Below are 22246 nucleotides of genomic sequence, written 5' to 3'. Positions count from 1 at the left end.
GGGAGTGCGGCCGGTGTGGAACCGGCCTGGCGACCGATCTGGCGTCCGGTCGCCGGACGGATCAGATGACCGGCGGTCGGCCCAGCCTGGTCAGTCGCCAAACGGTACGCCATCGCATGGGCCGCCGCGCACCGCAGGGTTCGCGCCAGCCCGCCCGGAACCCGCCGAGCCAGGCCTTGAACGCCTCCGGGGAGGGGCGGCGGGCCAGCGTCAGCAGGAACCAGGTTCCCAGGTATAGAGGCACCAACGGGCCCGGAAGGTTCCGCCTGGCGAGCCAAACCCTGTTCCGGGCCACGTTGTGGAAGTACGTCGCGTGCCGGGCGGGCGAGGTGGTCGGGTGGTGGAGCACCACGTCGGCCCGGTAGTCGATGGCCCAGCCGGCGTCCGCCGCGCGCCAGGCGAGGTCGGTCTCCTCGTGCGCGTAGAAGAACTCGGCGGGCAGCTGGCCGGCGTTCCCGAAGACGGCGCACCGCACCGCGCTCGCACCGCCCAGGAAGGTGGTCACCCGGGAGGAGCGCAGCGGGTCGCTGGCGCGCAGCCGGGGGACGTGCCGGCGCTGGGTGACGCCGGTGTCCGGGTCGGCGATCCGGAAGCTCACGATGCCCAGGGCCGGGTCCGCGGTGAACGCCTCGCGCAGCAGGCGGGCCGAGTCGGTGCCGGGCAGCCGGCCGTCGTCGTCCAGGAACAGCACCGCGTCGACGTCCCGGCCGTCGGGGCCGAACAGCTCGATGCCGACGTTGCGGCCGCCCGGGATGCCGAGGTTCTCCGGCAGCTCGACCGAGCGCACGCCCGGCGGCAGCGGGGGCAGCGGGGCGCCGTTGGCGACCACGGCCAGCTCGACGGCCGGGCCCTCCTGGGCGCGGACCGACTCGATCAGCGCGGTCAGTTCCTCGGGGCGGTTGCCCATGGTGATGATCACCGCGCCGAGCCGGAAGGCCTCGGCGCCGGCCGGGCCGGTCCGCACGGCGCTCTCCCCGGGGCCGGTCCCCGTCGCGCCGCTCACCGGAGCCTGCTCGACAGGACGATGCTCAGCAGGTGCAGGACGGTCTGCAGCATGGCGATCGCGGCCAGCACGACGACCGCGATCCGGGTGAAGAAGAGACCGCCGTGGACGAGGTCGGCGATGCCCGCGGCCAGGATGAACAGCGAGGCCTCGACCGCGCCGACCAGCCGGTGGAACTTCAGCAGCGAGGCGACCCGGCGGGCCTTGGCGACGCCGGCCGAGCGCGGCACCGAGGCGCTGTCCTCGACCGCCGTCAGGCCGCTGCGGGCGCGGGCGACGTCGACCAGGTCGGTCTCCGACTTGATCAGGATCGCGCCGAGCGCGGCCAGGGTGCCGAGGAAGGCCCACTCCCACTGCGCGGCGGAGCCCTCGCGGTGGAGCAGGTCGGTGGCGCGCAGGCCGAGGCCGGTCAGCAGCGCCGCCTCGGACATGTAGTGGCCGACCCGGTCCAGGTAGACGCCGGTGAGCGAGGTCTGCCGGCGCCAGCGGGCCACCTCGCCGTCCACGCAGTCGAGCAGCAGGTACACCTGGATGAGCAGGGCCGCCAGCACCGCTCCGGTGATCCCCGGGACGATCAGCGCGGCGCCGGCCAGGATGCCGGTGAGCATCATCAGGTACGTCAGGCCGTTGGGCGTGATCACCGTCACGGTGGAGAGCACCCGGGTGATCCGCAGCGAGATCTTCCGCATGTAGAGCCGGCCGGCCCAGTGCTCGGCGCTGCGGCGCTGGAGCATGCCCGCCGGGTGGATCACCGCGCGCAGCTCCTCGATCGAGGGCCGGCGGGTCAGGTCCACCGGCGGCGGCGTGGACCCCGCGGCGGAGCGGTCAGCTGTTGACGGCTTGGACATAGTCGGCGTACGCGTCCCTGATTGCGGAAGGGGAGAGGTCGAGGTGCTCAAGGATGGTGAAGCGGCCCGGCCGGGTGTTCGGAGCGTAGTGCACCGCATCGGTGAACTCCGCCTCGGTGAAACCGATCTGCTCCGCGGTCACCGGGAGGCCGTGGTGCGCCAGGCGCTCCACGATCAGACCGGTCAGCTCGCGCTCGCCCCGCAGGAAGCTGGCGAAGGCGGCGCCGAGGCCCACCTGCTCACCGTGCTGGGCGGACCGCTTGGGATACAGCACGTCCAGGGCATGCGAGATCTCGTGGCAGGCACCCGACGAGGGCCGGGTGCTGCCCGCGATGTTCATCGCGATGCCGGAGAGTACCAGTGCCTCGGCGAGGGCCGTGAGGAAGCCCCGGTCCTGGAGGTTCCCGGGGTGGCGCAGCAGGTTCTCGCCGGCCGAGCGGGCCATCGCGACGGCCAGGCCGTCCACCGGTTCGCCGGTCTCGGCGTGCGACAGCTCCCAGTCGGCACAGGCCGAGATGTTGGAGACGATGTCGCCGATGCCGGCCGCGACGAAGCGCGGCGGGGCGCCCTGGATCACGTCCAGGTCGATCACGATGCCGATCGGGCTGGGCACCCCGTAGGAGCCCCGCCCGGCGTCGTTGTCGAGGGTGGAGACGGGCGAGCAGATGCCGTCGTGGGCGAGGTTGGTCGGGACGGAGACCAGCGGCAGGCCGATCCGCGCGGCGGCGTACTTGGCCACGTCGATGATCTTGCCGCCGCCGAGGGCGACGACGGTGTCGTAGTGGCCGCCGCGCACGCCGCCGCGGATCTCGTCCGCGAGCCGGACCGCGCTGTCGAGGTCGCCGTCCTCGACGCTGTACCAGTCGGCGCCGGGCAGCGCGGGCTCCAGCCGGGCGCGCAGCACCGAGCCCGAGCCGTTGCTGATCGCGACCGCGATCCGGCCCGAGGCGGACAGCCGCTGGTCGGCGAGGATGCCGCCGAGCGAGTCCAGCGCGCCGGGGCGGATCTCCACGAAGACCGGCGACGGCACCAGCCGGGTCAGTACTGGCACGCGATCTCCCGCGCCTTCGCCAGGTCGGCGTGGTTGTCGACCTCGACCCAGGAGACCTCGCCGATCGGCTGGACGTCGATCCGCAGGCCGCGGTCGACCATCTCCTGGTAACCGTCCTCGTAGTACAGCTGCGGGTCGCGCTCGTAGGTGGTGCGCAGCGCGTCGGCGAGGTCGGCGGCGGCCTCCGGGTTGATCACGGTGACGCCGATGTACTCGCCGGTGGCCTCGGCCGGGTCCATCAGCTTGGTGATGCGGCGCATGCCGGCGGTCGGGTGGACCACGACCTTCATCTCCTCGTCGGCGAGCGTCTTCACCGTGTCGAGGGCGAGCAGGATGCCGGGGGCGCGGCCCTCGGCGGCCAGCCGGGCGTTGCCCTCCAGCATGGTGCGCTGGACCGAGGCCGGGTGGACGGTGTCGCCGTTGGCGAGCAGCAGGCCCTCGGTGAAGAGGTCGCGGGCGCACCAGAGGGAGTAGGCGTTGTTCCACTCCTCGGCCTTGTCGTTCTCGACCAGGGTGAGCTTGACGCCGTACTTCCTTTCGAGGGCGTCCCTGCGCTCCTCCACCGCCTCCTTGCGGTAGCCGACGACGATCGCCGCCTCGCGCAGGCCGACCTCGGCGAAGTTGCCGAGGGTGAGGTCCAGGACGGTCCGCTCCCCGTCGACCGGCACCAGCGCCTTGGGCAGGGTGTCGGTGTACGGGCGCAGCCGGCGGCCGGCGCCGGCTGCCAGAACGAGGCCGATCATGCGGGGTCTCCTGATCCGTCGTGCGGTGCGCGGCCGCGCGCGGCTCCGGGACGCTTCCGGGTGACCGGCGGTGGCGCGCCGGGGCCGCCGGGGTACGGCCGCGGTGTCCTATGTGATGGTAGGCGACCACGGCGACCAGCCCGAACGCGGCCGTGGAGTCGAACACGGATCGAACACATTCCGAACAGGTCTGCTAATCGGACGGTCATACACGGCCCCCGGCGCCCCCATCCCGCCCGGTTGTGCGTGGGACCCCTGCGCGGTGCCACCCGTACGGCAGACTGGGGCGCGATGCCACCGGTGCGTGCCGTGGTTGCCCCCGATGCTCCCGAAGCTGTCCGAAAGAGGCCTCATGCCGTCCCAGAGCCTGCCGACCGACCCGACCGCCGCCGCCGGACCGGCCACCCGCCCCGGGACCGGTCCGGACGCCCGCTCCGCCACCGGCCTGGACACGGGTCTGGACACCGGTCTGGACGTGGAGACGGACGTGGACGCCGTCGTGCGGGCCGTCGGCACGCCGGAGGAGATCCTGCTGGAGCTGGTGGACGACGAGGGCGTGACGATCGGCACCGCGGAGAAGCTCTGGGCCCACCAGCAGCCCGGCCGGCTGCACCGGGCGTTCTCGGTGTTCCTCTTCGACCGGCAGGGCCGGCTGCTGCTCCAGCGCCGGGCCCTGGGCAAGTACCACTCCCCCGGCGTCTGGTCGAACACCTGCTGCGGTCACCCCTACCCCGACGAGCAGCCGTTCGTGGCCGCCGCCCGGCGGACCGCGGAGGAGCTGGGCGTCGCGCCGGCGCTGCTCTGCGAGGCGGGCACCGTCCGCTACGACCTGCCGGACGAGGCGTCCGGGCTGATCGAGCGGGAGTGGAACCACCTGTTCGTCGGCCTGGTCACCGGGCCGGTGCGGCCGGACCCGGAGGAGGTCGACGACCACGCCTTCGTGACCGCCGCCGAACTGCGCGAGCTGGAGGCGGAGCGGCCGTTCTCGGTGTGGTTCCGGACCGTCTTCGACGCCGCCCTGCCGGGGATCCGCGAGATCGCCGGGAACGACTGGTAGCCGCTGCCGCCGGGGCCCCGGTCCCGGCCGCCCGGGCCGGGCGGCCGGGTCGCGGCGCCCGGTCCCGCCGCTCAGTCCCGCCGCTCCCGGGGGAGCGGCAGCGAGGCCCAGATGACCTTGCCGCCCTCCCTCGCCTGCTCCACGTCGCAGACCCCGCCGGCCTGCAGCGTGACGCTCTTCACCAGCAGCAGCCCGCGCCCGCCGGTCCGGCCGGTGTCGGCCACCAGGGCCTTCGGCCGGTACGGGTCGCCGTCCTCGACGGAGACCCGCACCCAGCCGCCCCGGACCGCCAGCTCGGTGGTCACCTCCGGCGACAGCTCCGCGGCGTGCGTCACCGCGTTGCCGACCAGCTCCGAGACGATCAGCAGCAGGTCGTCCACCAGCTCCTGGTAGCGGATCTCCGCCAGCCCCTGCGCGAGCAGCCGGTCGCGCACCGCGTGCCGGGTGCGCGGCACCGAGGCCTGCTCGGCCGGCACCGTGAACCGCCAGACGCCCTCCGCGGGACCGCCGGGCGCCGCCGCGTCCGGCTTCCCGTCCGCGCCGCCCGCCCTCCCCGCTCTCCCCGCCCTCCGACCGGCGGTCGTCCGTTTCTCCGGCGTCTCCGCCGCCTCTTCCTCGCTGATCCGCTCCACGTCCAGCCGCCCTTCGTCCGCGACCCCGGGAATCAGGCGTTCCGCTCATGGCGCCCTCGGTGCACAGAGGCTAGGAGAGCCGCCCCCGGGGCCGTGGCACCGTCGACAACTTGCCCGTGTCGGACCGCCCCGGCCCGTTCCCGACTGTTCACCGACCGCAACTCGACCGTTTACCGCCGTCGAACCACCGCTTCGCGCACACCGCCGATCCGCACCGACCACCCCCACCATCCCGACCGGGGAAACGCAGGTGAGAAGCACCCCGAAACCCTGGTAATGTTCTCTCTGTCGCCGAGGGGGCGAGCAGAAATCCCCCGGAGCACACACCCGGTCCGGGTGGCGGAATGGCAGACGCGCTAGCTTGAGGTGCTAGTGCCCTTTATCGGGCGTGGGGGTTCAAGTCCCCCCTCGGACACAGAGCGAAAAGACCTCGGGTCGGACGATCATTCGTCCGGCCCGAGGTCTTTTCCGTGTTTTCCCGCGCCATTTCCCGGCGACATCCGGGAGGGCCGGCCACCCCCTCCGGAAGGCGGTGAACAGCCCCGCCGAAGGACGGAAGTTCGAGCACGACATGGAAACAATCGGGTGCAATGGATCGCATTTGAGGCTCATCTGAGGTTTCGCCCGATTTCGGCGCCTAGGCTGTCTCCGTTTGTCCGGAAGACCGAGTGACACGACGAGACAGAGGACCGATACGGTGAGTGACCCCGAGTCGACGACGGCATCCCATCAGCACTACCGCCGGTCGCTCGGCACCATCAGCCTCACCGCCGTGGGGCTGGGCTCGATCATCGGGTCGGGGTGGCTCTTCGGGGCCGAGCGGGCGGCGCGGCTGGCGGGGCCGGCGTCGATCGTGGCGTGGGTGATCGGGGCGGCCGTGGCGCTGACCATCGCGCTCACCTACAGCGAGCTGGGGTCGATGTTCCCCAAGGCCGGCGGGATGGTGCGGTACGGGCAGTACTCGCACGGTTCGCTGGCCGGGTACCTGGCCGCGTGGGCCAACTGGATCGCGATCGTCTCGGTCATCCCCGGCGAGGCGACCGCCTCGGTGCAGTACATGAGCTCCTGGGACTTCGGCTGGGCCCGGGGGCTGTACGACGGGAAGGAGCTGTCCGTCAGCGGTGTGGCGCTGGCGAGCGTGCTGCTGCTGGTGTACTTCGCGCTGAACTGGTTCGCGATCACGCTGTTCGCCAGGACCAACACGGCGATCACCGTGTTCAAGGTCGTCGTGCCCACGCTCACCGCCGGGGCCCTGCTGTTCGCGCACTTCGACACCGGGCACTTCACCGACCACGGCGGCTTCGCGCCGAACGGGTGGAGCTCGGTGTTCACGGCGGTGGCCGTCTCCGGCATCGTCTGGGCGTTCAACGGCTTCCAGTCCCCGCTGAACCTGGCCGGCGAGGCCCGCGACCCCGGCCGGTCACTGCCCAAGGCGGTCATCGGCTCGATCCTGATCGCCCTGGTGATCTACGTCGTGCTGCAGATCGCCTTCCTCGGCGCCGTGCCGTCCGGCGACCTCGCCAACGGCTGGAGCGGCCTGGGCTACACCTCGCCGCTCGCCGACCTGGCGATCGCGTGGGGCCTGAACTGGCTCGCGCTGCTGCTGTACGCGGACGCCTTCGTCTCCCCCAGCGGCACCGGCATGATCTACGCCGCCACCACCTCCCGGATGATCCACGGCGTCCAGGAGAACGGCCACCTGCCCAAGGTGTTCGGCCGGGTCGACCCCCGGACCGGCATCCCCCGCCCGGCGCTGGTGCTCAACCTGGTCGTCGCCTTCGGCTTCCTCGCGGTCTTCCGCGGCTGGGGCTCGCTCGCCGAGATCGTCTCGGTGGCCACCGTGATCTCGTACATCACCGGCCCGGTCGCCGTGATGGCGCTGCGCCGCCTGGCGCCCGAGCTGCCGCGGCCGGTCCGGCTGCGCGCCATGCCGGTGATCGCCCCGGTCGCCATGGTGTTCGGCTCACTGGTGCTCTACTGGGCCCGCTGGCCGCTCACCGGCAAGGTGATCCTGCTGATGGCCGCCGGCCTGCCGATCTGGGCCTGGTACGAGCTGCGCAAGCCGTTCCGGGAGCTGAAGCCGCACCTCGTGGCGGGCACCTGGATGATCGCCTACCTCTTCGTGATGGCCGGGGTGTCCTGGGCCGGTTCCACCGAGTTCGGCGGCGAGGGCTACCTTCCGGAGGGCTGGGACCTCCTCGTCGTCGCCGTGATCGGCCTGGCCTTCTACGCCTGGGGCGTCCGCAGCGCCTGGGCCAGCCCCGGCCTGGCCGCCGTCAGGCGCGAACTCGCCGGGACGGACGCGGCGGCGGGGGCGACGGACCTCACGCAGGAGGCCCCGCGGGGGAGCACGCGGGAGAGCGCGCCGGAGAGCGCCGGGGCCTCCCGGGGCTGAGGCGCCGGAGCGCGAGCGCCGGCCGCACGGGGGCCCGGCCGGCGCTTCCGCATTCTCCGCCCCCCCGGGGGGGGAGAGACGTACATATGTGGTTGGTCAGGGGGCAATAGTTTCATCATCTTCCATTCAGCCGGGGGCGGCTGCCAGCATCGGCGGACCGTCGCCGCCCCCGAGGGAGAAGCCGATGAACCGCCCCCGTCCTCTGCGTTGTCTGGCCGCGCTGGCACTGGTGGCCCTGGCCGCCACCGCCTGCGGGCGTTCCGATCAGGGTGCCGCCCCCGCCCCGGGCGCGGCCGCCGGCGACGCCGCCGGGAAGACCGCGGCCGAGCTGGTGCCCGGCAAGTACAAGCAGGCCGGCGTGCTGAGAGTGGCCACCGCCGTCGGGTATCCGCCGATGGAGATGTACAAGCCCGGCACCACCGAGCTGACCGGCGTCGACCCGGACCTCGCCGCGGCGATCGCGGCGAGGCTCGGGCTCCGGGTGGAGATGACCAACGCCTCGTTCGACGGGCTGATCCCGGGTCTCCAGGCCGGCCGGTTCGACCTGGTGATGTCCTCGATGACCGACAGCGAGCAGCGCCGCCAGGCCGTCGACTTCGTCGACTACTTCCGCACCGGCGGCGTCGTCATGACGACCAGGGACAACCCGCTGGGCATCGGCTCCCTCAAGGACCTCTGCGGCAAGCAGGTGGTGCTCGCCAAGGGCAGCTCCAACCTGGAGATCGGCGAGCGGCAGAACGCCGAGTGCGCCGAGAAGATGACCATCTCGCAGAGCGAGGACGCGCCGACCGGCCTGCTGCAGCTGGACAGCGGGCGGGCCGCCGCCACCATCGTGGACTACCCGGTGGCGCAGATGTTCGCCCAGAAGAACGCCTCCTACCGGGTGCTGCCCGAGCAGTACGGGACGGCGCCCTGGGGCATCGCGGTGGCCAAGAAGGAGAGCGGGCTGCGCGACGCCGTCCAGCGCGGGCTCCAGGAGCTGATCGACTCCGGCGAGTACCGCACGGTGCTCGACCGGTACGAGGTCGGCGGCAGCGCCGTGGCCCGGGCCACCGTCAACACGGTCGGGCAGTGAGCGCGGTGGCGGGCGACGGCGCGGGAGCCGGGACCGTGACCGTGCCGGCGCCGGCGCCGCCCGGCGAGGACCTGGAACTCCGGGTCACCGGGCGGCCCAGGCCCGGCCGGTGGGTGGCCGTGCTGGCCGCGGCGTTCGCGGCGGTCTGGCTGGTGTACACGGTCGTCGTCAACCCCAACCTGCACTGGGACGTCATCGCGGAGTACCAGTTCGACGGGGTGGTCCTGGAGGGCCTCTGGGTGACCGTCCAGCTGACCCTGATCTCGCAGCTGGCCGGCATCGTGATCGGTGTGCTGGCGGCGGTGATGCAGCTGTCGGAGAGCCCGGTGCTGCGGGCCACGGCCGGCGCGTACACCTGGTTCTTCCGGGGGACGCCACTGCTGGTGCAGCTGATCTTCTGGTTCAACCTGGCGCTGCTGTTCCCCGAGATCGGCATCGGGATCCCGTTCGACGGGCCCAAGCTGGTCAGCTGGCAGACGAACGCGCTGATCACCGGCTTCGTGGCGGCGCTGCTCGGCCTGTCGATCAACGAGGGCGCCTACATGTCGGAGATCGTCCGGGCCGGCATCCAGAGCGTCGACCCCGGGCAGCGGGAGGCCGCCGCGGCCCTGGGCATGTCCAACCCGAAGATCCTGCTCAGGGTGGTGCTGCCGCAGGCGATGCGGGTGATCATCCCGCCGTTCGGGAACCAGTTCATCTCGATGCTGAAGACCACCTCGCTGGTCTCGGTCATCGCGGGCGCCGATCTGATGACGGTCTCCCAGCATCTGTACCTGGCGAACTTCGAGGTCATCGCGCTGCTGGTGGTCGCGTCGGTCTGGTACCTGGTGCTGACCACCATCGCGAGCGTCGCCCAGCACGCCGTGGAGCGGAGGTTCAGCCCCGGGGCGCGGAGCACGCGCCCGGCGCTGGGACGGCGGGTGCTGCGCAACCTGCGCCCCGGCGGCACGAGGAAGACGGACCTGGGCGAGAAGGGGGCGGGGAAGTGACGGTGACGACGGACGAGGTGGTCCTCTCGGCGCGCGGCGTGCGCAAGCGGTTCGGCGACCTGGAGGTGCTGCGCGGGATCGACCTGGAGGTGCGGTCCGGGGAGGTGCTCTGCGTGATCGGGCCCTCCGGCTCCGGCAAGTCGACCCTGCTGCGCTGCTTCAACCACCTGGAGAAGATCGACGCCGGACGGATATCCGTCGACGGCGAGCTGATCGGCTACGAACCGGCCGGGCCGGGCGGCACCACCCTGCGGGAGCGGCGGCCCAGGGACATCCAGCGCCAGCGCGAACGGATCGGCATGGTGTTCCAGCGCTTCCACCTCTTCCCGCACCGCACGGCGGTGCAGAACGTGATGGAGGGGCCGGTCGCCGTCCAGGGCCGGGGCCGCGCCGAGGCCGAGCGGCAGGCCCGCGAACTGCTGGACCGGGTCGGCCTCGCCGACCGGGCCGACCACTACCCCGCACAGCTCTCCGGCGGCCAGCAGCAGCGGGTCGCGATCGCCCGGGCACTGGCGATGGAGCCGACCCTGATGCTCTTCGACGAGCCGACGTCCGCGCTCGATCCCGAGCTCGTCGGCGAGGTCCTGGGGGTGATGCGCGACCTGGCCCGCAGCGGCATGACGATGATCGTCGTCACCCACGAGATGGGGTTCGCCCGCGAGGTCGCCGACCGGGTCGTCTTCATGGACCGGGGCGCGGTCGTCGAGGCCGGACGCCCGGCGGACGTGTTCACCGCCCCGCGTCACGAGCGCACCCGGGCCTTCCTGGCGACGGTGCTGTGATGGCGGCCGTGGAGCTCCTGGTCCGCGGCGGACTGCTGGTGGACGGCACCGGGGCACCGGCACGGCCCGCCGACCTCGCGGTCGCGGGCGGGCGGGTCACCGTGCTGGCGCCCGGTGCGGACGGCGGCGCCGGCCGCGACGTGCCGGTCATCGACGCCGCCGGCCGGGTCGTCACCCCGGGGTTCGTCGACGTGCACACGCACTCGGACGCGCTGGCCGCCGTCGACGGCGGCCCGGACCCGGCGGCCGGTGCGGCGGAACGGGCGGACACCGCGTGGGACGCCCTGGAGGAGCTGCGGCTCGCACCGCTCCTCCAGGGCGTGACCACCGAGATCAGCGGGAACTGCGGCAGCAGTCTGTTCCCCTGCCTGCCCGAACGGCTGCCGGAACTGACCGAGCACCTGCGGGTGACCTTCGGCGTGGGCCCGGTCCGGCCCGCCGAGGACTTCGCCGCCTTCGCCGCCGGCCAGCGCCCCGGCCTGCGGCGCAACCACCTCGCCTCGTTGGTCGGCCACGGCACGCTGCGCGCCGGGGTGATGGGGTTCGCCGACCGGCCACCCCGGCCGGCGGAGCTGGCCGCGATGTGCGACCTGCTCGACCGCGCCCTCGCCGGGGGCGCGGCCGGGCTCTCCACCGGTCTGATCTACCCGCCCGGCACCTACGCCGACACCGCGGAGATCGTCGCGCTCGCGACCGTCGCGGCCCGGCACGGCAAGCCCTACGTCACCCATCTGCGGGACGAGATGTCCCAGGTGGAGAAGGCCCTGGAGGAGGCGCTGGAGATCGCCGAGCGGTCCGGCGCGGCGCTCCAGGTCTCGCACCACAAGACCGCCGGCCGGCACGCCTGGGGCGCGACCCTGCGCACCCTCCCCCGGCTGGAGGAGGCGCGCGCGGCCGGGCTCGACGTCCTGTGCGACGTCTACCCCTACACGGCGGGCAGCACGGTGCTGCACGCGATGCTGCCGCCGTGGGCGTGCGAGGGCGGGATCGGCGCGCTGCTGGAGCGGCTGCGCCGCCCCGAGGTTCGGGCACGGATCCGCGCGGACATCGCGGGCGGGGTGCCCGGCTGGGAGAACACCGTCGGCAACGGCGGCTGGGACCTCATCGCGGTCGCCGCCGCTCCGGCCCGCCGCACCGCGGAGGGCCGGCGGATCGCCGACCTGGCGGCCGCGGCCGGGACCGACCCGGTCGAGTACGTCTGCGACCTGCTGCTCGACTCACGCGGGGAGGTGACCATCATCAGCCACTCGATGCGCGAGGACGACGTCCGCCGGGTGCTGGCCAGCCCGCTCTCCATGATCGGCTCGGACGGCGTGCCCAAGCCCGGGCGGCCGCACCCGCGCTGGGCCGGAAGCTTCGCCCGGGTGCTCGGCCACTACGGCCGGGACGAGGGGCTGCTGCCGATCGAGGAGGCGGTGCACAAGATGACCGGGCTGCCGGCCGCGCGGTTCCGGCTCGCCGGACGCGGGGTGCTCCGCGACGGCGCGGTGGCGGACCTGGTGGTGCTGGACCCGGACACCGTCCGGGACGCGGCCACCTTCGAGCGGCCGCTGCTGCCGCCGGTGGGCGTGGGGGACGTGGTGGTCGCCGGGAGGATCGCGGTGCGGGACGGGCGGCCGACGGGGGTCCGGGCCGGAGAGGTGGTGCGGGTCCGATGAGCCTGGCGCAGGTGGCGGCCGCGGCGAGGTCCGCGGCGGCGCTGCCGCTGACCCTCGCGGTCGCGGCGGTGGACGTGGACGCGGGCTTCGGGTTCGGGGCCGCGGAGGGGCCCGACGGGTTCGACGGGTTCGGTGGGGGCGGCGGGAACGGTGGGGGCGGCGGTGGCGCGGTCGGGGTGGACGACTCGGTGGAGCTGCCGGTCGCCAGCGCGTCCAAGCTGCTGCTGCTCGCCGAGGTCGCCCGGCGGCTGGACTCCGGGGAACTGCGGGCGGACGCGGTGGTACCGATCGAGGACGGGGACGTGACCGGGGGCACCGGCCTGCTGCGGCGGCTCCTGCGCGGGCGGGACGCCGCGGACGCGGGTGCCGGTGTCTGGACGGTGGAGGACCTGGCCTGGCTGACCGCCTCGGTCAGCGACAACACGGCCACCAACGCACTGCTGCGGCTGGTCGGCCTGCCCGCCACCGAGCGGCTGGCCCGGAGCCTCGGACTGACCCGGCTCACCCTGCACGACCGGGTGCGGGACGTGCGCGGCCCCGGCGTGCCCCCGGTGTTCGCGACGGGGACGGCCGGGGACCTCGCGCGGCTGGTCGCACTGGCCGTGCGCGGCGACCTGGTCACCCCGGGCGCGTCGGCGCGGCTGCTGGCGTGGATGCGCGCCAACACCGATCACGGGCTGGTGCCGGCCCTCGTCCAGCACGACCCGTACGCCGAGTGCTTCCCCGATCCGCTGCCCGGCGGACTGCTGGTGGCCAACAAGACCGGTACCGACACCGGGGTGCGGGCCGACGCCGGGGTGCTGATCGGCACCCGGCGGGTGGCGTACGCGGTGATCGCGCACTGGGACGTGGCGCTCGGACCGAGCACGGAGCGGGCGGCGGTGCACGCCATCCGCGAGGTGGGGCGGGCGCTCGCGGCGGGCGCGCTGCGCGGCGAGCCCGCGCCCTGCGCGCTGCTGCGGCAACCGGGCGGCTGAGCGGCCGGCAGGTGGGCGGGCAGGTGAGCAGGTGAGCAGGTGAGCAGGCGGGCGACGGATCCGGGGGACCTCCCCGACCGCGCCCGCCGGCCGTCGCCCGTCCGGGCCCGGCGCCGGCCCGGGTCCCGGGCTCCGCGGCGTCAGGACCACTGCAGTTCGAGCAGCGACCGGACCTCCCCGGCCGCCGCGCGCAGGTCGCCGAGGAAGGCGCGGACGGCCGGATTGCGGTTGGTGGCCCGGGTGGCCACACCGATCCGGCGGTGCAGCTGCGGGTGGTCCAGGCGGCAGACGTGCACGCCGGCGCTGTCGGCCAGGCCGAGGGCCGGGATCAACGCGACGCCCATGCCGGCCCGGGCGAGGTTGATCGTCACCTGGTAGTGGTCGCTGCGGCAGCGCACCCGGGGACGGAACCCCTCCGCGGCGCAGGCGCGTTCCAGCACCGGCTCTCCGGTGGAACCGCCGTGGGTGCCGATCCAGCTCTCCCCGTCGAGTTCGGCGAGCCGGACCAGGGCCCGCCGCCCGAGCCGGTGGCGCAGCGGGACGATCACCAACTGCGGCTCGTCGAAGTAGAGTTCGACCTCCACCGTGCCCTGGCGGCTCACCTGCCGGATCCACGGGTCGAGGGGGTGCTCGAAGACCGCCGCCGCGTCGAGCCGGCCGGCCTCCAGGTCGGGCAGCAGTTCGTGCGGCTGGCCCATGATGAGTTCGAGTTCGACCTGCGGGTGCCGGGCGGAGAAGGCGGCGAGCGCGCGGGGCAGCAGGTCGAGGCCGGCCGAGGCGAAGAAGCCGAGCCGCAGCACGCCGGCCGTGCCCCCGGAGTGGGCGCGCAGGTCGTCCTGGGCGACGGCCATGAGGTCGGCGATCGCCTGGGCGTGCTCGGCCAGCCGGACGCCCGCCGGCGTCAGCCGCAGCGACTGCGGCTGACGCTCGACGAGCGCGACGCCCAGTTCCTGTTCGAGCCGGGCGAGCTGGTGGGAGACGGCGGACGGACTCAGGTGCAGCGCCTGCGCCGCGGCCACGATGGTGCCCCGGCGGGCGATCTCCAGCAGGACGAGCAGACGGGCGCTGTTCAGCATCGGGCCAGGGTAGGTCATCGTCGCTGGTCAGGGGCGGACCGGACGGCCGGGGCGCGGGTCAGACGGCGGCCCGGTGCCGGACGGCGGGGCTTGCCGCCGCAGTACCGGCCGGGCTTGCGGCCGGTACCGCGGCGAGGTCCTCGGCGAACGCGTCGGCGGGCCCGTCGGCGTCGAGCCGGAACAGGTCCTCCTCGGTCTCGCGGCGCACCACCACCCGGGCGGCGCCGTCGCGGACGAAGACCACGGCCGGGCGCGGCAGCTTGTTGTAGTTCGACGCCATGGCGTACCCGTACGCCCCGGTGACGGGGGTGGCGAGCAGGTCGCCGATCCGCAGGTCCGCCGGGAGGGCCGCGTCGTCGATGACGACGTCGCCGCTCTCGCAGTGCTTCCCGACCAGCCGGGCGCGCAGCGGCCGGGCGGCCCCGGGGCAGCGCGGCAGGAAGGCCTCGTAGCGGGCGCCGTAGAGGGCGGGGCGGAGGTTGTCGCTCATCCCGCCGTCGACGCTCACGTACGTGCGGACACCGGCGATCCGCTTGACCGTGCCCACCCGGTAGAGGGTGAGCCCGGCCCGGGCGGTGATCGAGCGGCCCGGCTCGACGCCGAACTCCCCCTGCCAGCCGGCGCCGCGCACGGCCGCGCGCACCCGCTCCGCCCAGACCGCGAAGGACGGCGCGCTCCGGCCCGCGACGTACGCCACGCCGAGGCCGCCGCCCACGGTGAGCCGGGACGCCCCCGACTCCACCGCGAACCGGGCCACCGCGGCGGCACCGTCGGCGAGCTCGGCCGGGTCCAGGACCTGCGAGCCGACGTGCGCGTGGACGCCCTCGAAGCGGACGGCCGGCGAGGCCGCGGCCCGGCGGACGGCGGCCGCGGCGGCGCCGTCGGCCAGGCCGAAGCCGAACTTGGAGTCGTGCCCGCCGGTGCGGATCGCCTCGTGGGCACCCGCCGCGACGCCGGGCGCCACCCGCAGCCGGACGCGGGCCGGCGGCAGTCCCTCCCCGGCGACCAGACGCTCGATCCGGTCCAGTTCGTCGAAGCTGTCGACGACGACGTGCCGCAGGCCGACCGTGAGGGCGGTGCGCAGCTCGCCCTCGCTCTTGTTGTTGCCGTGCAGCACGATCCGCTCCGGGGCGACCCCGGCGTGCAGCGCGACCCGCAGCTCGCCACCGGACGCGACGTCGAGCAGCAGGCCCTCCTCGGCGGCGAGCCGGGCCATCGCGGTGCAGAGGAACGCCTTCGAGGCGTAGGCGACGTTGTCCGGGCCGAACGCGGCGACGGCCTCCCGGCAGCGGCTGCGCAGGTGCTCCTCGTCGTAGACGAAGAGCGGGGTGCCGTACCGGCCGGCGAGATCCGTGAGCGGCACACCGCCGACGGCCAGGCCGGACGGGCCCTCCTCGGCGGTGAGCGGCAGCAGTCCGGCGTCGACGGGCGACTGGGCGGGCGAGACAGGCGACACGGATTCCTCCCGGCGGGCTGGTTCGCCTGCCATCCTCGGTCCGGCGGGAGCGTGCGGAAAAGCGCTTTCTTCCGGCCCTGAGCGGTACCGGTTTCGATGCTCGCGGGCCGGGTGGACGGCCACGGGGCGGGCACGGGCGGGGGAAGGACACCCGGGCGGGCGGGCCCGGGCGGCGAACGCGGGCGGCACACGGACGCGGCGGGCGGACGCGGCGGGCGGCGGGAGCGGGGCGCGCGACGGCCGCCCCGTCCCGCCGGCGGGCCCGCCCCGGTCAGCCGCGGCGGGCGCGGCGGATGGCGGAGGTGACCACCGGGGGGAGCAGGTCGCCCACGGCGCGCTTGGCCACGTTGGCGGGGCGGCGGCGCTCGGCGGCGCGGGCGCGGCGGGCGGCGAGGTCCCGGACGGCCTCGTCGTGCTCGCGCTCGGTGGTGCGCAGCGTCTCCTCGGTGACCCGTTCGGCCTCGCGGCGCCCGGCCTCGGCGGTCAGCCGGGCGTGGTGGCGGGAGACCCGGAACGGCTCCGCGCCCTCGGCGCTGCCGCCGATGCGGACCAGCCGGTGCCCCTCCAGGGTCTCGTTGGTCATGTCGCAGTGCGGCAGGGTGCCGCGGCGTGCCAGCAGGTCGAGCTGGGCGGCCTCCGGGTCGCCCCAGGTGCCGTAGAACTTGGAGTCGGTGAGCACGACGGGCCGCAGCCCGTGGTTGAACACCGCCTCCCAGGTGGCGGCTGCGACGCCCGGGGTGTGCGCGGAGCGGTAGTCGTCCAGCACCACGACGCCCTCCGGGCGGAGTGCGGCCCGGGCCACCCTGAGGTCGCCGGCCACGTGCTCGTAGAGGTGCGAGGCGTCGATGTGGACGAACCGGAGGGTGCCGGGCGCCAGCCGGCCGTCGGCGAGGGCCGAGGTGGGGGCCTGGACGATCTCCGGCAGCCGGTCGTGGAAGGACAGGTAGTTGGCCTCGAAGGCGGTGCGGGTCAGGGTCCGGCGGTAGGAGCCGTCCATCTCGGCGGCGTTCTCGTCGTCCGGCGCGTCGGAGTCGAAGAGGTCGCAGACGGTGAAGGTCTCGCCCGCCCGGAGGTGCGAGCCGACGACGATCGCGCTGCGGCCCAGGTAGGCGCCGAGTTCCAGGAGGTCGCCGGTCAGGCCGGCCTTCTCCTGCCGGCCGAGGAACCAGTCGAACAGGTGGCGGTCGTGCTCCCAGAACCACCCGGGGACGTCGTCGAGCACCGCCGGCTCCGCCGGTTGCTGCGAGTCGGCGCTGAGTGCGGCATCGGTCACGGGGCGGCTCCTAGGACGGGTGCGAACGGCCGGTCGGCACGGTCTCCGGTCTCGGGGGCCGTCCCCGACGGGCCGGCGAGGTCCCGGCCGGTCCGCCGCTCGGGCCGGGGTGGCGGCCCGGGCATCCGGACAGGACCCGACCTGGCGCCAACCGTACTCCGGCGCTCCCGGGTGCGCCGCAATCTACTCTCCGTGGAGCGGAGTTGGGCGAACTCGGAAGGAAGAATTTCACCGCCCGGCCCTTTTGTGGGCGGACTTGACCGCGGCCCCGACGGAACGGGGCTGCCGAATCGTTCGACCCGACTTTCGGACAATCCGTTTGTCGCCATCACGGCGAACGGCCCCGCCCCCGGAGGAACGTCACCGGTGCGGGAGAACAGGCGGGGACGGGGGCGCGGCGCCCCCGTCCCCGCGTGCGGAACCGGTCAGACCAGGTCCACGCCCGGGTAGAGCGGGAACCCGTCGAGGAGGTCGGCGGCGCGCTTGGCGACGCCCTCGGCGACCGCCGGGTCCAGCGCGTACTGGGCCTTGGACGGCGCACCGGCCGCGGTGGTGGCCGGAGCGGTGGCGCGCAGGACGGTGTCGATCAGGCCCGCGATCTCGTCCATCTCGGCGGTGCCGAGGCCGCGGGTGGTCAGCGCCGGGGTGCCGATCCGCACGCCGGAGGTGTACCAGGCGCCGTTGGGGTCCTGCGGGACGGAGTTGCGGTTGGTGACGATGCCGGAGTCGAGCAGCGCGGCCTCCGCCTGACGGCCGGTCAGGCCGTGGCCGGAGACGTCGGCGAGCACCAGGTGGTTGTCCGTGCCGCCGGTGACCAGCCTGCCGCCGCGGCGCAGCAGGCCCTCGGCGAGCGCCTGCGCGTTGTCGACGACCTGCTGGGCGTAGGCGCGGAACTCGGGGCGGCGGGCCTCCGCGAAGGCGACGGCCTTGGCGGCCATCACGTGCGAGAGCGGGCCGCCCAGCACCAGCGGGCAGCCGCGGTCGACGTGCTCGGCGAGCGCGGCGGTGCTCAGCACCATGCCGCCGCGCGGGCCGCGCAGCGACTTGTGGGTGGTGGTGGTGACGATGTCGGCGTGCGGCACCGGGTCGAAGTCGCCGGTGAGCACCTTGCCCGCGACCAGGCCGGCGAAGTGCGCCATGTCGACCATCAGGGTGGCGCCGACCTCGTCGGCGATCTCGCGCATCTTCGCGAAGTCGACCCGCCGCGGGTAGGCGGAGTAGCCGGCCACCAGGATCAGCGGGCGGAACTCGCGGGCGGTGGCGCGCAGCGCGTCGTAGTCGATCAGGCCGGTGGCCGGGTCGGTGCCGTAGCTGCGCTGCTCGAACATCTTGCCGGAGATGTTGGGGCGGAAGCCGTGGGTGAGGTGGCCGCCGGTGTCCAGGGACATGCCGAGCATCCGCTGGTTGCCGAGCTCCTGACGCAGCCGGGCCCAGTCCTGCTCGGTGAGGTCGTTGACGTTGCGGACCGCGGCGCGCTCCAGGGCGGGGCTCTCGACGCGCTGGGAGAGGACGGCCCAGAAGGCGGTGAGGTTGGCGTCGATGCCGGAGTGCGGCTGGACGTAGGCGTGGTCGGCGCCGAACAGCGCGCGGGCGTGCTCGGCGGCGATGGTCTCGACGGTGTCGACGTTGCGGCAGCCGGCGTAGAAGCGGCGGCCGGCGGTGCCCTCGGCGTACTTGTCGCTGAGCCAGTTGCCCATGGCGAGCAGCACGGCCGGGGAGGCGTAGTTCTCGCTGGCGATGAGCTTGAGCGAGGCGCGCTGGTCCTCGATCTCCTGGCCGATGGCGGCGGCGATCCGCGGCTCGACCTCGCGGACGGTGTCGAGGGCGGCGCGGAAGGCGGTGTTCGCGGCCGGGGTGGCGGCCGTGTGCGGCTGCGGGGCCATGGCGGTCTCCTGAGCGGGAGGTCGGGGGGCCCAGGCGCTCGGCAACTGCGTCGTGATCCGGCACGGGGCCGCTTCCCGATGGTCGATTCCATCCGTGCGCGCCAGTCGCGGCCCGCCGGAATCGTACCAATGCCCGGCGGTTCGTGACGGAGATCTCACCATACGGGACGGCGGCGGACATGACATGCCTTTTGTTCGCTTATGCCCTTTCTAGTGCTACGGCAGTATTGCGGCGGAATGAAACCGTCACCATTGCGGAAACAAAGCACCCGAACCACTTCAACACCCCCCTCGGAATGATTTGCGGAAGCTCCCCGGCATCCGATCTGATGGCGATCGGCGGCCCACCGGGAAACCCCCGGGACGGCCGCCGGGAAATGCACGTCGACGCACCCTCACATCCTTGGGGCGGCGCAGAATTCGGGGAGTACGCCTCTCATGGCAGTGGTCGAACAAGTCGCCGTACCGGAAGCCCCGGTACCCCCCTCGCGGCCCGCCCCGAAGAGCCTGCTCCGCCGCGTCTGCCGGGACCGCACCGCGGCCGTCGCGCTCGGCGTCGTCGCCCTCTTCCTGCTGCTCGCCATCGGCGCCCCGCTGATCGCCGCGCTGTACGGCAAGAACCCGACCGAGCACTACGGCCAGAACGTTCCCGGCCTGCTCAGCGACAGCGGTCTGCCGGTCGCGCCGAACGGCGGCATCTCCGGCGAGTTCTGGTTCGGCCTGGAGCCCGGCCTCGGCCGCGACGTCCTCACCCAGCTGCTGTACGGCATCCGCACCTCGCTGCTGATCGCCTTCCTGGCGGCCGCCGTCACCACCACCCTCGGGGTGCTGGCCGGCGTCGCGGTGGGCTACCTCGGCGGGATCACCGACCGGCTCTTCGGTTTCCTCTCGAACGTCCTGCTGGCGTTCCCCACGCTGCTCCTGCTGCTCGCGCTCAGCCCGGTCATCCAGTCCCGGCTGGTGGATCCGGGCACCGCGGAACCGGAGTGGATGCAGTTCCTGGTGCTCGTCCTGGTCTTCTCCGCGTTCGGCTGGATTCCACTCGCGCTTTCCCTGCGGGCCTCGGTCCGCTCGCTCCGGGAAAGGGATTTCGTGCAGTCCGCCCGGGCGATGGGCGCGGGCGGGTTCCACATCGTCTTCCGGGAACTGCTGCCGAACGTCCGGGCGCAGCTGCTGGTGCACGCCACCATGGCGGTGCCGACGTTCGTCGCCGCCGAGGCGGTGCTGTCGTTCCTCGGCGTGGGCGTCAACGAGCCCGTCCCGGACTGGGGCCGGATGATCTCCCGCGGCTCCGAGGTGTTCCAGGCCGACCCGACGTACATGTTCTTCCCCGGCGTCGCGCTGCTGCTCTTCGTGCTCGCCTTCAACCTGCTCGGCGACGCCGTCCGGGACGCCCTGGACCCGCGCGCCGCCCGCTGACGCCGCCGGCCCCCGCGCCGCCCGTCGCCCGTCCGCCCCGGCGGACCCCGACCTCCCTCCCTCCGCTGTCCGACCCGTTCCAACCGACCGCCCCGGAGCTCCCGGGGCAAGGAGAGATTCGCCATGCGCTGGATCAAACCGTCCCTCGCCGTCGTCGCGACCGCCCTGCTGGCGACGTCCTGCTCGGCCGGCGCGGGCACCACCTCCTCCACCGCCGGCCCCGGCGCCGCGGCCAAGGACGCCTCGCCGCTGACCGCCGCGCTCGGCACCGAGAAGGAGAGCGCCGGCCCGGCGCCCGCCGTCGCCGGCGCCCGCCAGGGCGGCACGGTGAACGTCTACAACGCGACCGACTTCCGCCACCTGGACCCGCAGAAGGTGTACGCGGGCGCCGCCTACAACACCTCGCTGCTCTGGGGCCGCCAGCTGACCCAGTACCAGGTGGTGGACGGCAAGGCCAGGCTGGTCGGCGACCTCGCCACCGACACCGGCACGGCGAGCGACGGCGGGCGCACCTGGACGTACCGGCTGAAGGAGGGCGTGGCCTGGGAGGACGGCCAGCCGATCACCTCCCAGCAGGTCAAGTACGGCATCCAGCGCAGCTTCGGCAAGGGCTACGAGGTCGGCCCCCCGTACTGGCCCCAGTGGCTCACCGGCGAGGCCAGCTACGACGACGCCCGCAAGAAGTACGGCGGCCCGCAGGACGGCGACCTCGCCGCGATCGAGACGCCGGACGACCGCACCGTCGTCTTCCACTTCCCGCAGCCGCAGGCCGACGTGCCGTACATGGCCGCGCAGTCCTCCTCCTCGCCGGTGCGCAAGGACAAGGACACCGGCACCGACTACGACCGGCAGCCGTTCGCCACCGGCCCGTACCGGATCGTCGAGCACGTCCAGAACACCCGCCTGGTGCTGGAGCGCAACCCCCACTGGAAGCCGGAGACGGACCCGATCCGCAGCCAGTACCCGGAGAAGTTCGTCTTCACCTTCGGGAAGGAGTCGCTGAACATCAACCAGGAGATCCTCTCCGGGCGCGACGGCGGCGAGAACGCCACCACGGCGGCCACCGTGCTCTCCCCCGAGCTGTACCAGACGGTGGACACCGACCCGAAGGCCAAGGACCTGGTCGTCTCCGGCCGGCAGGGCGCCTTCGTCACCTACCTCATGATCAACAACGAGCGGGTGAACGACGTCGAGGTCCGCAAGGCCCTCAACCTCGCCTACCCCCGCCAGCAGGCCCGCCAGGTCCAGGGCGGCGGCCGGGCCGGCGACCTCGCCAGCACGCTCAGCTCGCCCGCCCTGGTCGACTGGCAGAAGTACGACCTGAACCCGGCCAGGCCGGAGGGCGACCCGGAGGCCGCCAAGGCCGCGCTCGCCAAGGCCAAGCAGCCGCCCGCCTCGCTCACCTACGCGTACGCCAACACCCCGAACGGGCAGCGGGTCGCCCAGGTACTGGTCGACGGCTTCGCCAAGGCCGGCATCACCATCGTGCCCAAGCCGGTCGACCCCAAGGCCCTGCTGGACGAGGCGCACCGCGCCGACTCCCCGTACGACCTGTGGGAGGAGACCAGCTCGGTCGACTGGCCGACGCCCTCCACCCTGATCCCGTTCTCCTTCGACGGCCGCGCCAACAGCGACCTCAACTCCGCCCGCTACCACAACGGCGAGGTCGACAAGGAGATCGACCGGATCAACCAGATCGGCGAGCCGCACGCCAAGGCCAAGGAGCTGTACGGCCTGGAGCAGACGGTGATGAAGGACGTGCCGGTGCTGCCGTTCACCTACCCGAACGTCAACCAGCTGCGCGGTTCCAACGTCGGCGGCGCGTTCATCCACCCGATCTACGGGACGGTCAGCCTCGCCTGGCTCTACCTGAAGTCCTGACCCCCCGAAGTCCCCGGCCGGTCCCGCCGCGCGCCTCCCCGCAGGCTG

General features: G+C 73.7%; 18 protein-coding genes, 1 tRNA gene and 1 riboswitch. Of the genes, 10 read left to right on the top strand and 9 right to left on the bottom strand.

Annotation, left to right across the window (positions count from 1 at the left end; translation table 11 throughout):
* Positions 1–61: 61 nt before the first annotated feature.
* From ACFCX4_RS12035 to ACFCX4_RS12020, 4 genes are all read right to left on the bottom strand, one after another.
* Positions 62–907 (bottom strand): glycosyltransferase family 2 protein, encoded by an 846-nt coding sequence (locus tag ACFCX4_RS12035; RefSeq protein WP_376141074.1) that lies wholly within the window; start codon positions 905–907, stop codon positions 62–64.
* 92 nt (positions 908–999) lie between these two features.
* Positions 1000–1737: a CDP-alcohol phosphatidyltransferase family protein gene (locus ACFCX4_RS12030; RefSeq protein ID WP_376141072.1), complete on the bottom strand. Its 738-nt coding sequence runs from the start codon at positions 1735–1737 to the stop codon at positions 1000–1002.
* Positions 1738–1828: 91 nt separating this feature from the next.
* Positions 1829–2902, bottom strand: coding sequence for an iron-containing alcohol dehydrogenase family protein (locus tag ACFCX4_RS12025; RefSeq protein WP_376141056.1), 1074 nt, complete (start codon positions 2900–2902; stop codon positions 1829–1831).
* Positions 2890–3645 (bottom strand): sugar phosphate nucleotidyltransferase, encoded by a 756-nt coding sequence (locus ACFCX4_RS12020; RefSeq protein WP_376141054.1) that lies wholly within the window; start codon positions 3643–3645, stop codon positions 2890–2892. The genes ACFCX4_RS12025 and ACFCX4_RS12020 overlap by 13 nt, the downstream gene beginning before the upstream one ends.
* A gap of 352 nt (positions 3646–3997) precedes the next feature.
* On the opposite strand from ACFCX4_RS12020, the gene idi reads away from it, so the two are divergent.
* Complete coding sequence (gene idi / locus ACFCX4_RS12015; protein WP_376141052.1) at positions 3998–4702, top strand: isopentenyl-diphosphate Delta-isomerase; 705 nt, start codon at positions 3998–4000, stop codon at positions 4700–4702.
* A 71-nt stretch (positions 4703–4773) separates the two neighbouring features.
* Here idi and ACFCX4_RS12010 read toward each other — a convergent pair whose 3' ends face one another.
* On the bottom strand, positions 4774–5334 hold the full coding sequence (locus tag ACFCX4_RS12010; protein WP_376141050.1) for an ATP-binding protein: 561 nt from the start codon (positions 5332–5334) through the stop codon (positions 4774–4776).
* Positions 5335–5664: 330 nt separating this feature from the next.
* On the opposite strand from ACFCX4_RS12010, the gene ACFCX4_RS12005 reads away from it, so the two are divergent.
* From ACFCX4_RS12005 to ACFCX4_RS11975, 7 genes are all read left to right on the top strand, one after another.
* Positions 5665–5749: transfer RNA gene (locus ACFCX4_RS12005), tRNA-Leu, on the top strand.
* 282 nt (positions 5750–6031) lie between these two features.
* Positions 6032–7729, top strand: a complete 1698-nt coding sequence (locus ACFCX4_RS12000) for an APC family permease (protein ID WP_376141048.1) — start codon at positions 6032–6034, stop codon at positions 7727–7729.
* 184 nt (positions 7730–7913) lie between these two features.
* Entirely contained in the window at positions 7914–8804 is an 891-nt protein-coding gene (locus ACFCX4_RS11995; protein ID WP_376141046.1) for an ABC transporter substrate-binding protein, read from the top strand.
* Positions 8801–9793, top strand: coding sequence for an amino acid ABC transporter permease (locus ACFCX4_RS11990; RefSeq protein ID WP_376141044.1), 993 nt, complete (start codon positions 8801–8803; stop codon positions 9791–9793). Before ACFCX4_RS11995 ends, ACFCX4_RS11990 begins: the two co-directional genes overlap by 4 nt.
* A gap of 2 nt (positions 9794–9795) precedes the next feature.
* The gene (locus ACFCX4_RS11985) at positions 9796–10575 is read left to right on the top strand and encodes an amino acid ABC transporter ATP-binding protein (protein WP_376141070.1); all 780 of its coding nucleotides are present in this window, start codon (positions 9796–9798) and stop codon (positions 10573–10575) included.
* Entirely contained in the window at positions 10575–12233 is a 1659-nt protein-coding gene (locus tag ACFCX4_RS11980; protein ID WP_376141042.1) for an amidohydrolase family protein, read from the top strand. The genes ACFCX4_RS11985 and ACFCX4_RS11980 overlap by 1 nt, the downstream gene beginning before the upstream one ends.
* Positions 12230–13210, top strand: a complete 981-nt coding sequence (locus tag ACFCX4_RS11975; RefSeq protein WP_376141040.1) for a serine hydrolase — start codon at positions 12230–12232, stop codon at positions 13208–13210. The genes ACFCX4_RS11980 and ACFCX4_RS11975 overlap by 4 nt, the downstream gene beginning before the upstream one ends.
* 140 nt (positions 13211–13350) lie before the next feature.
* On the opposite strand, the gene ACFCX4_RS11970 is transcribed toward ACFCX4_RS11975, so the two are convergent.
* From ACFCX4_RS11970 to ACFCX4_RS11955, 4 genes are all read right to left on the bottom strand, one after another.
* The gene (locus ACFCX4_RS11970; protein WP_376141038.1) at positions 13351–14286 is read right to left on the bottom strand and encodes a LysR family transcriptional regulator; all 936 of its coding nucleotides are present in this window, start codon (positions 14284–14286) and stop codon (positions 13351–13353) included.
* A gap of 58 nt (positions 14287–14344) precedes the next feature.
* Entirely contained in the window at positions 14345–15742 is a 1398-nt protein-coding gene (lysA, locus tag ACFCX4_RS11965; protein WP_376141036.1) for a diaminopimelate decarboxylase, read from the bottom strand.
* Positions 15743–16013: 271 nt separating this feature from the next.
* Positions 16014–17015 carry a class I SAM-dependent methyltransferase gene (locus ACFCX4_RS11960; protein WP_376141034.1) on the bottom strand — a complete coding sequence of 334 codons (1002 nt, stop codon included), beginning with the start codon at positions 17013–17015 and terminating at the stop codon, positions 16014–16016.
* 425 nt (positions 17016–17440) lie between these two features.
* The gene (locus tag ACFCX4_RS11955) at positions 17441–18898 is read right to left on the bottom strand and encodes a glycine hydroxymethyltransferase (RefSeq protein WP_376141032.1); all 1458 of its coding nucleotides are present in this window, start codon (positions 18896–18898) and stop codon (positions 17441–17443) included.
* 21 nt (positions 18899–18919) lie between these two features.
* Positions 18920–19017, bottom strand: a riboswitch (ZMP/ZTP riboswitch).
* Positions 19018–19336: 319 nt separating this feature from the next.
* Between ACFCX4_RS11955 and ACFCX4_RS11950 the strand changes: the two genes are divergently transcribed.
* Together ACFCX4_RS11950 and ACFCX4_RS11945 are read left to right on the top strand one after the other, a co-directional pair.
* Positions 19337–20317, top strand: a complete 981-nt coding sequence (locus tag ACFCX4_RS11950) for an ABC transporter permease (protein ID WP_376141030.1) — start codon at positions 19337–19339, stop codon at positions 20315–20317.
* A 123-nt stretch (positions 20318–20440) separates the two neighbouring features.
* Positions 20441–22198 (top strand): ABC transporter substrate-binding protein, encoded by a 1758-nt coding sequence (locus tag ACFCX4_RS11945; RefSeq protein WP_376141028.1) that lies wholly within the window; start codon positions 20441–20443, stop codon positions 22196–22198.
* Positions 22199–22246 lie beyond the last annotated feature (48 nt).

It is taken from the genome of Kitasatospora sp. NPDC056327, from assembly GCF_042261735.1.
GTDB lineage: Bacteria > Actinomycetota > Actinomycetes > Streptomycetales > Streptomycetaceae > Kitasatospora.
The sequence above is the reverse complement of the archived record's forward strand: the minus strand, read 5'-3'. Positions and strand labels throughout refer to the sequence as shown.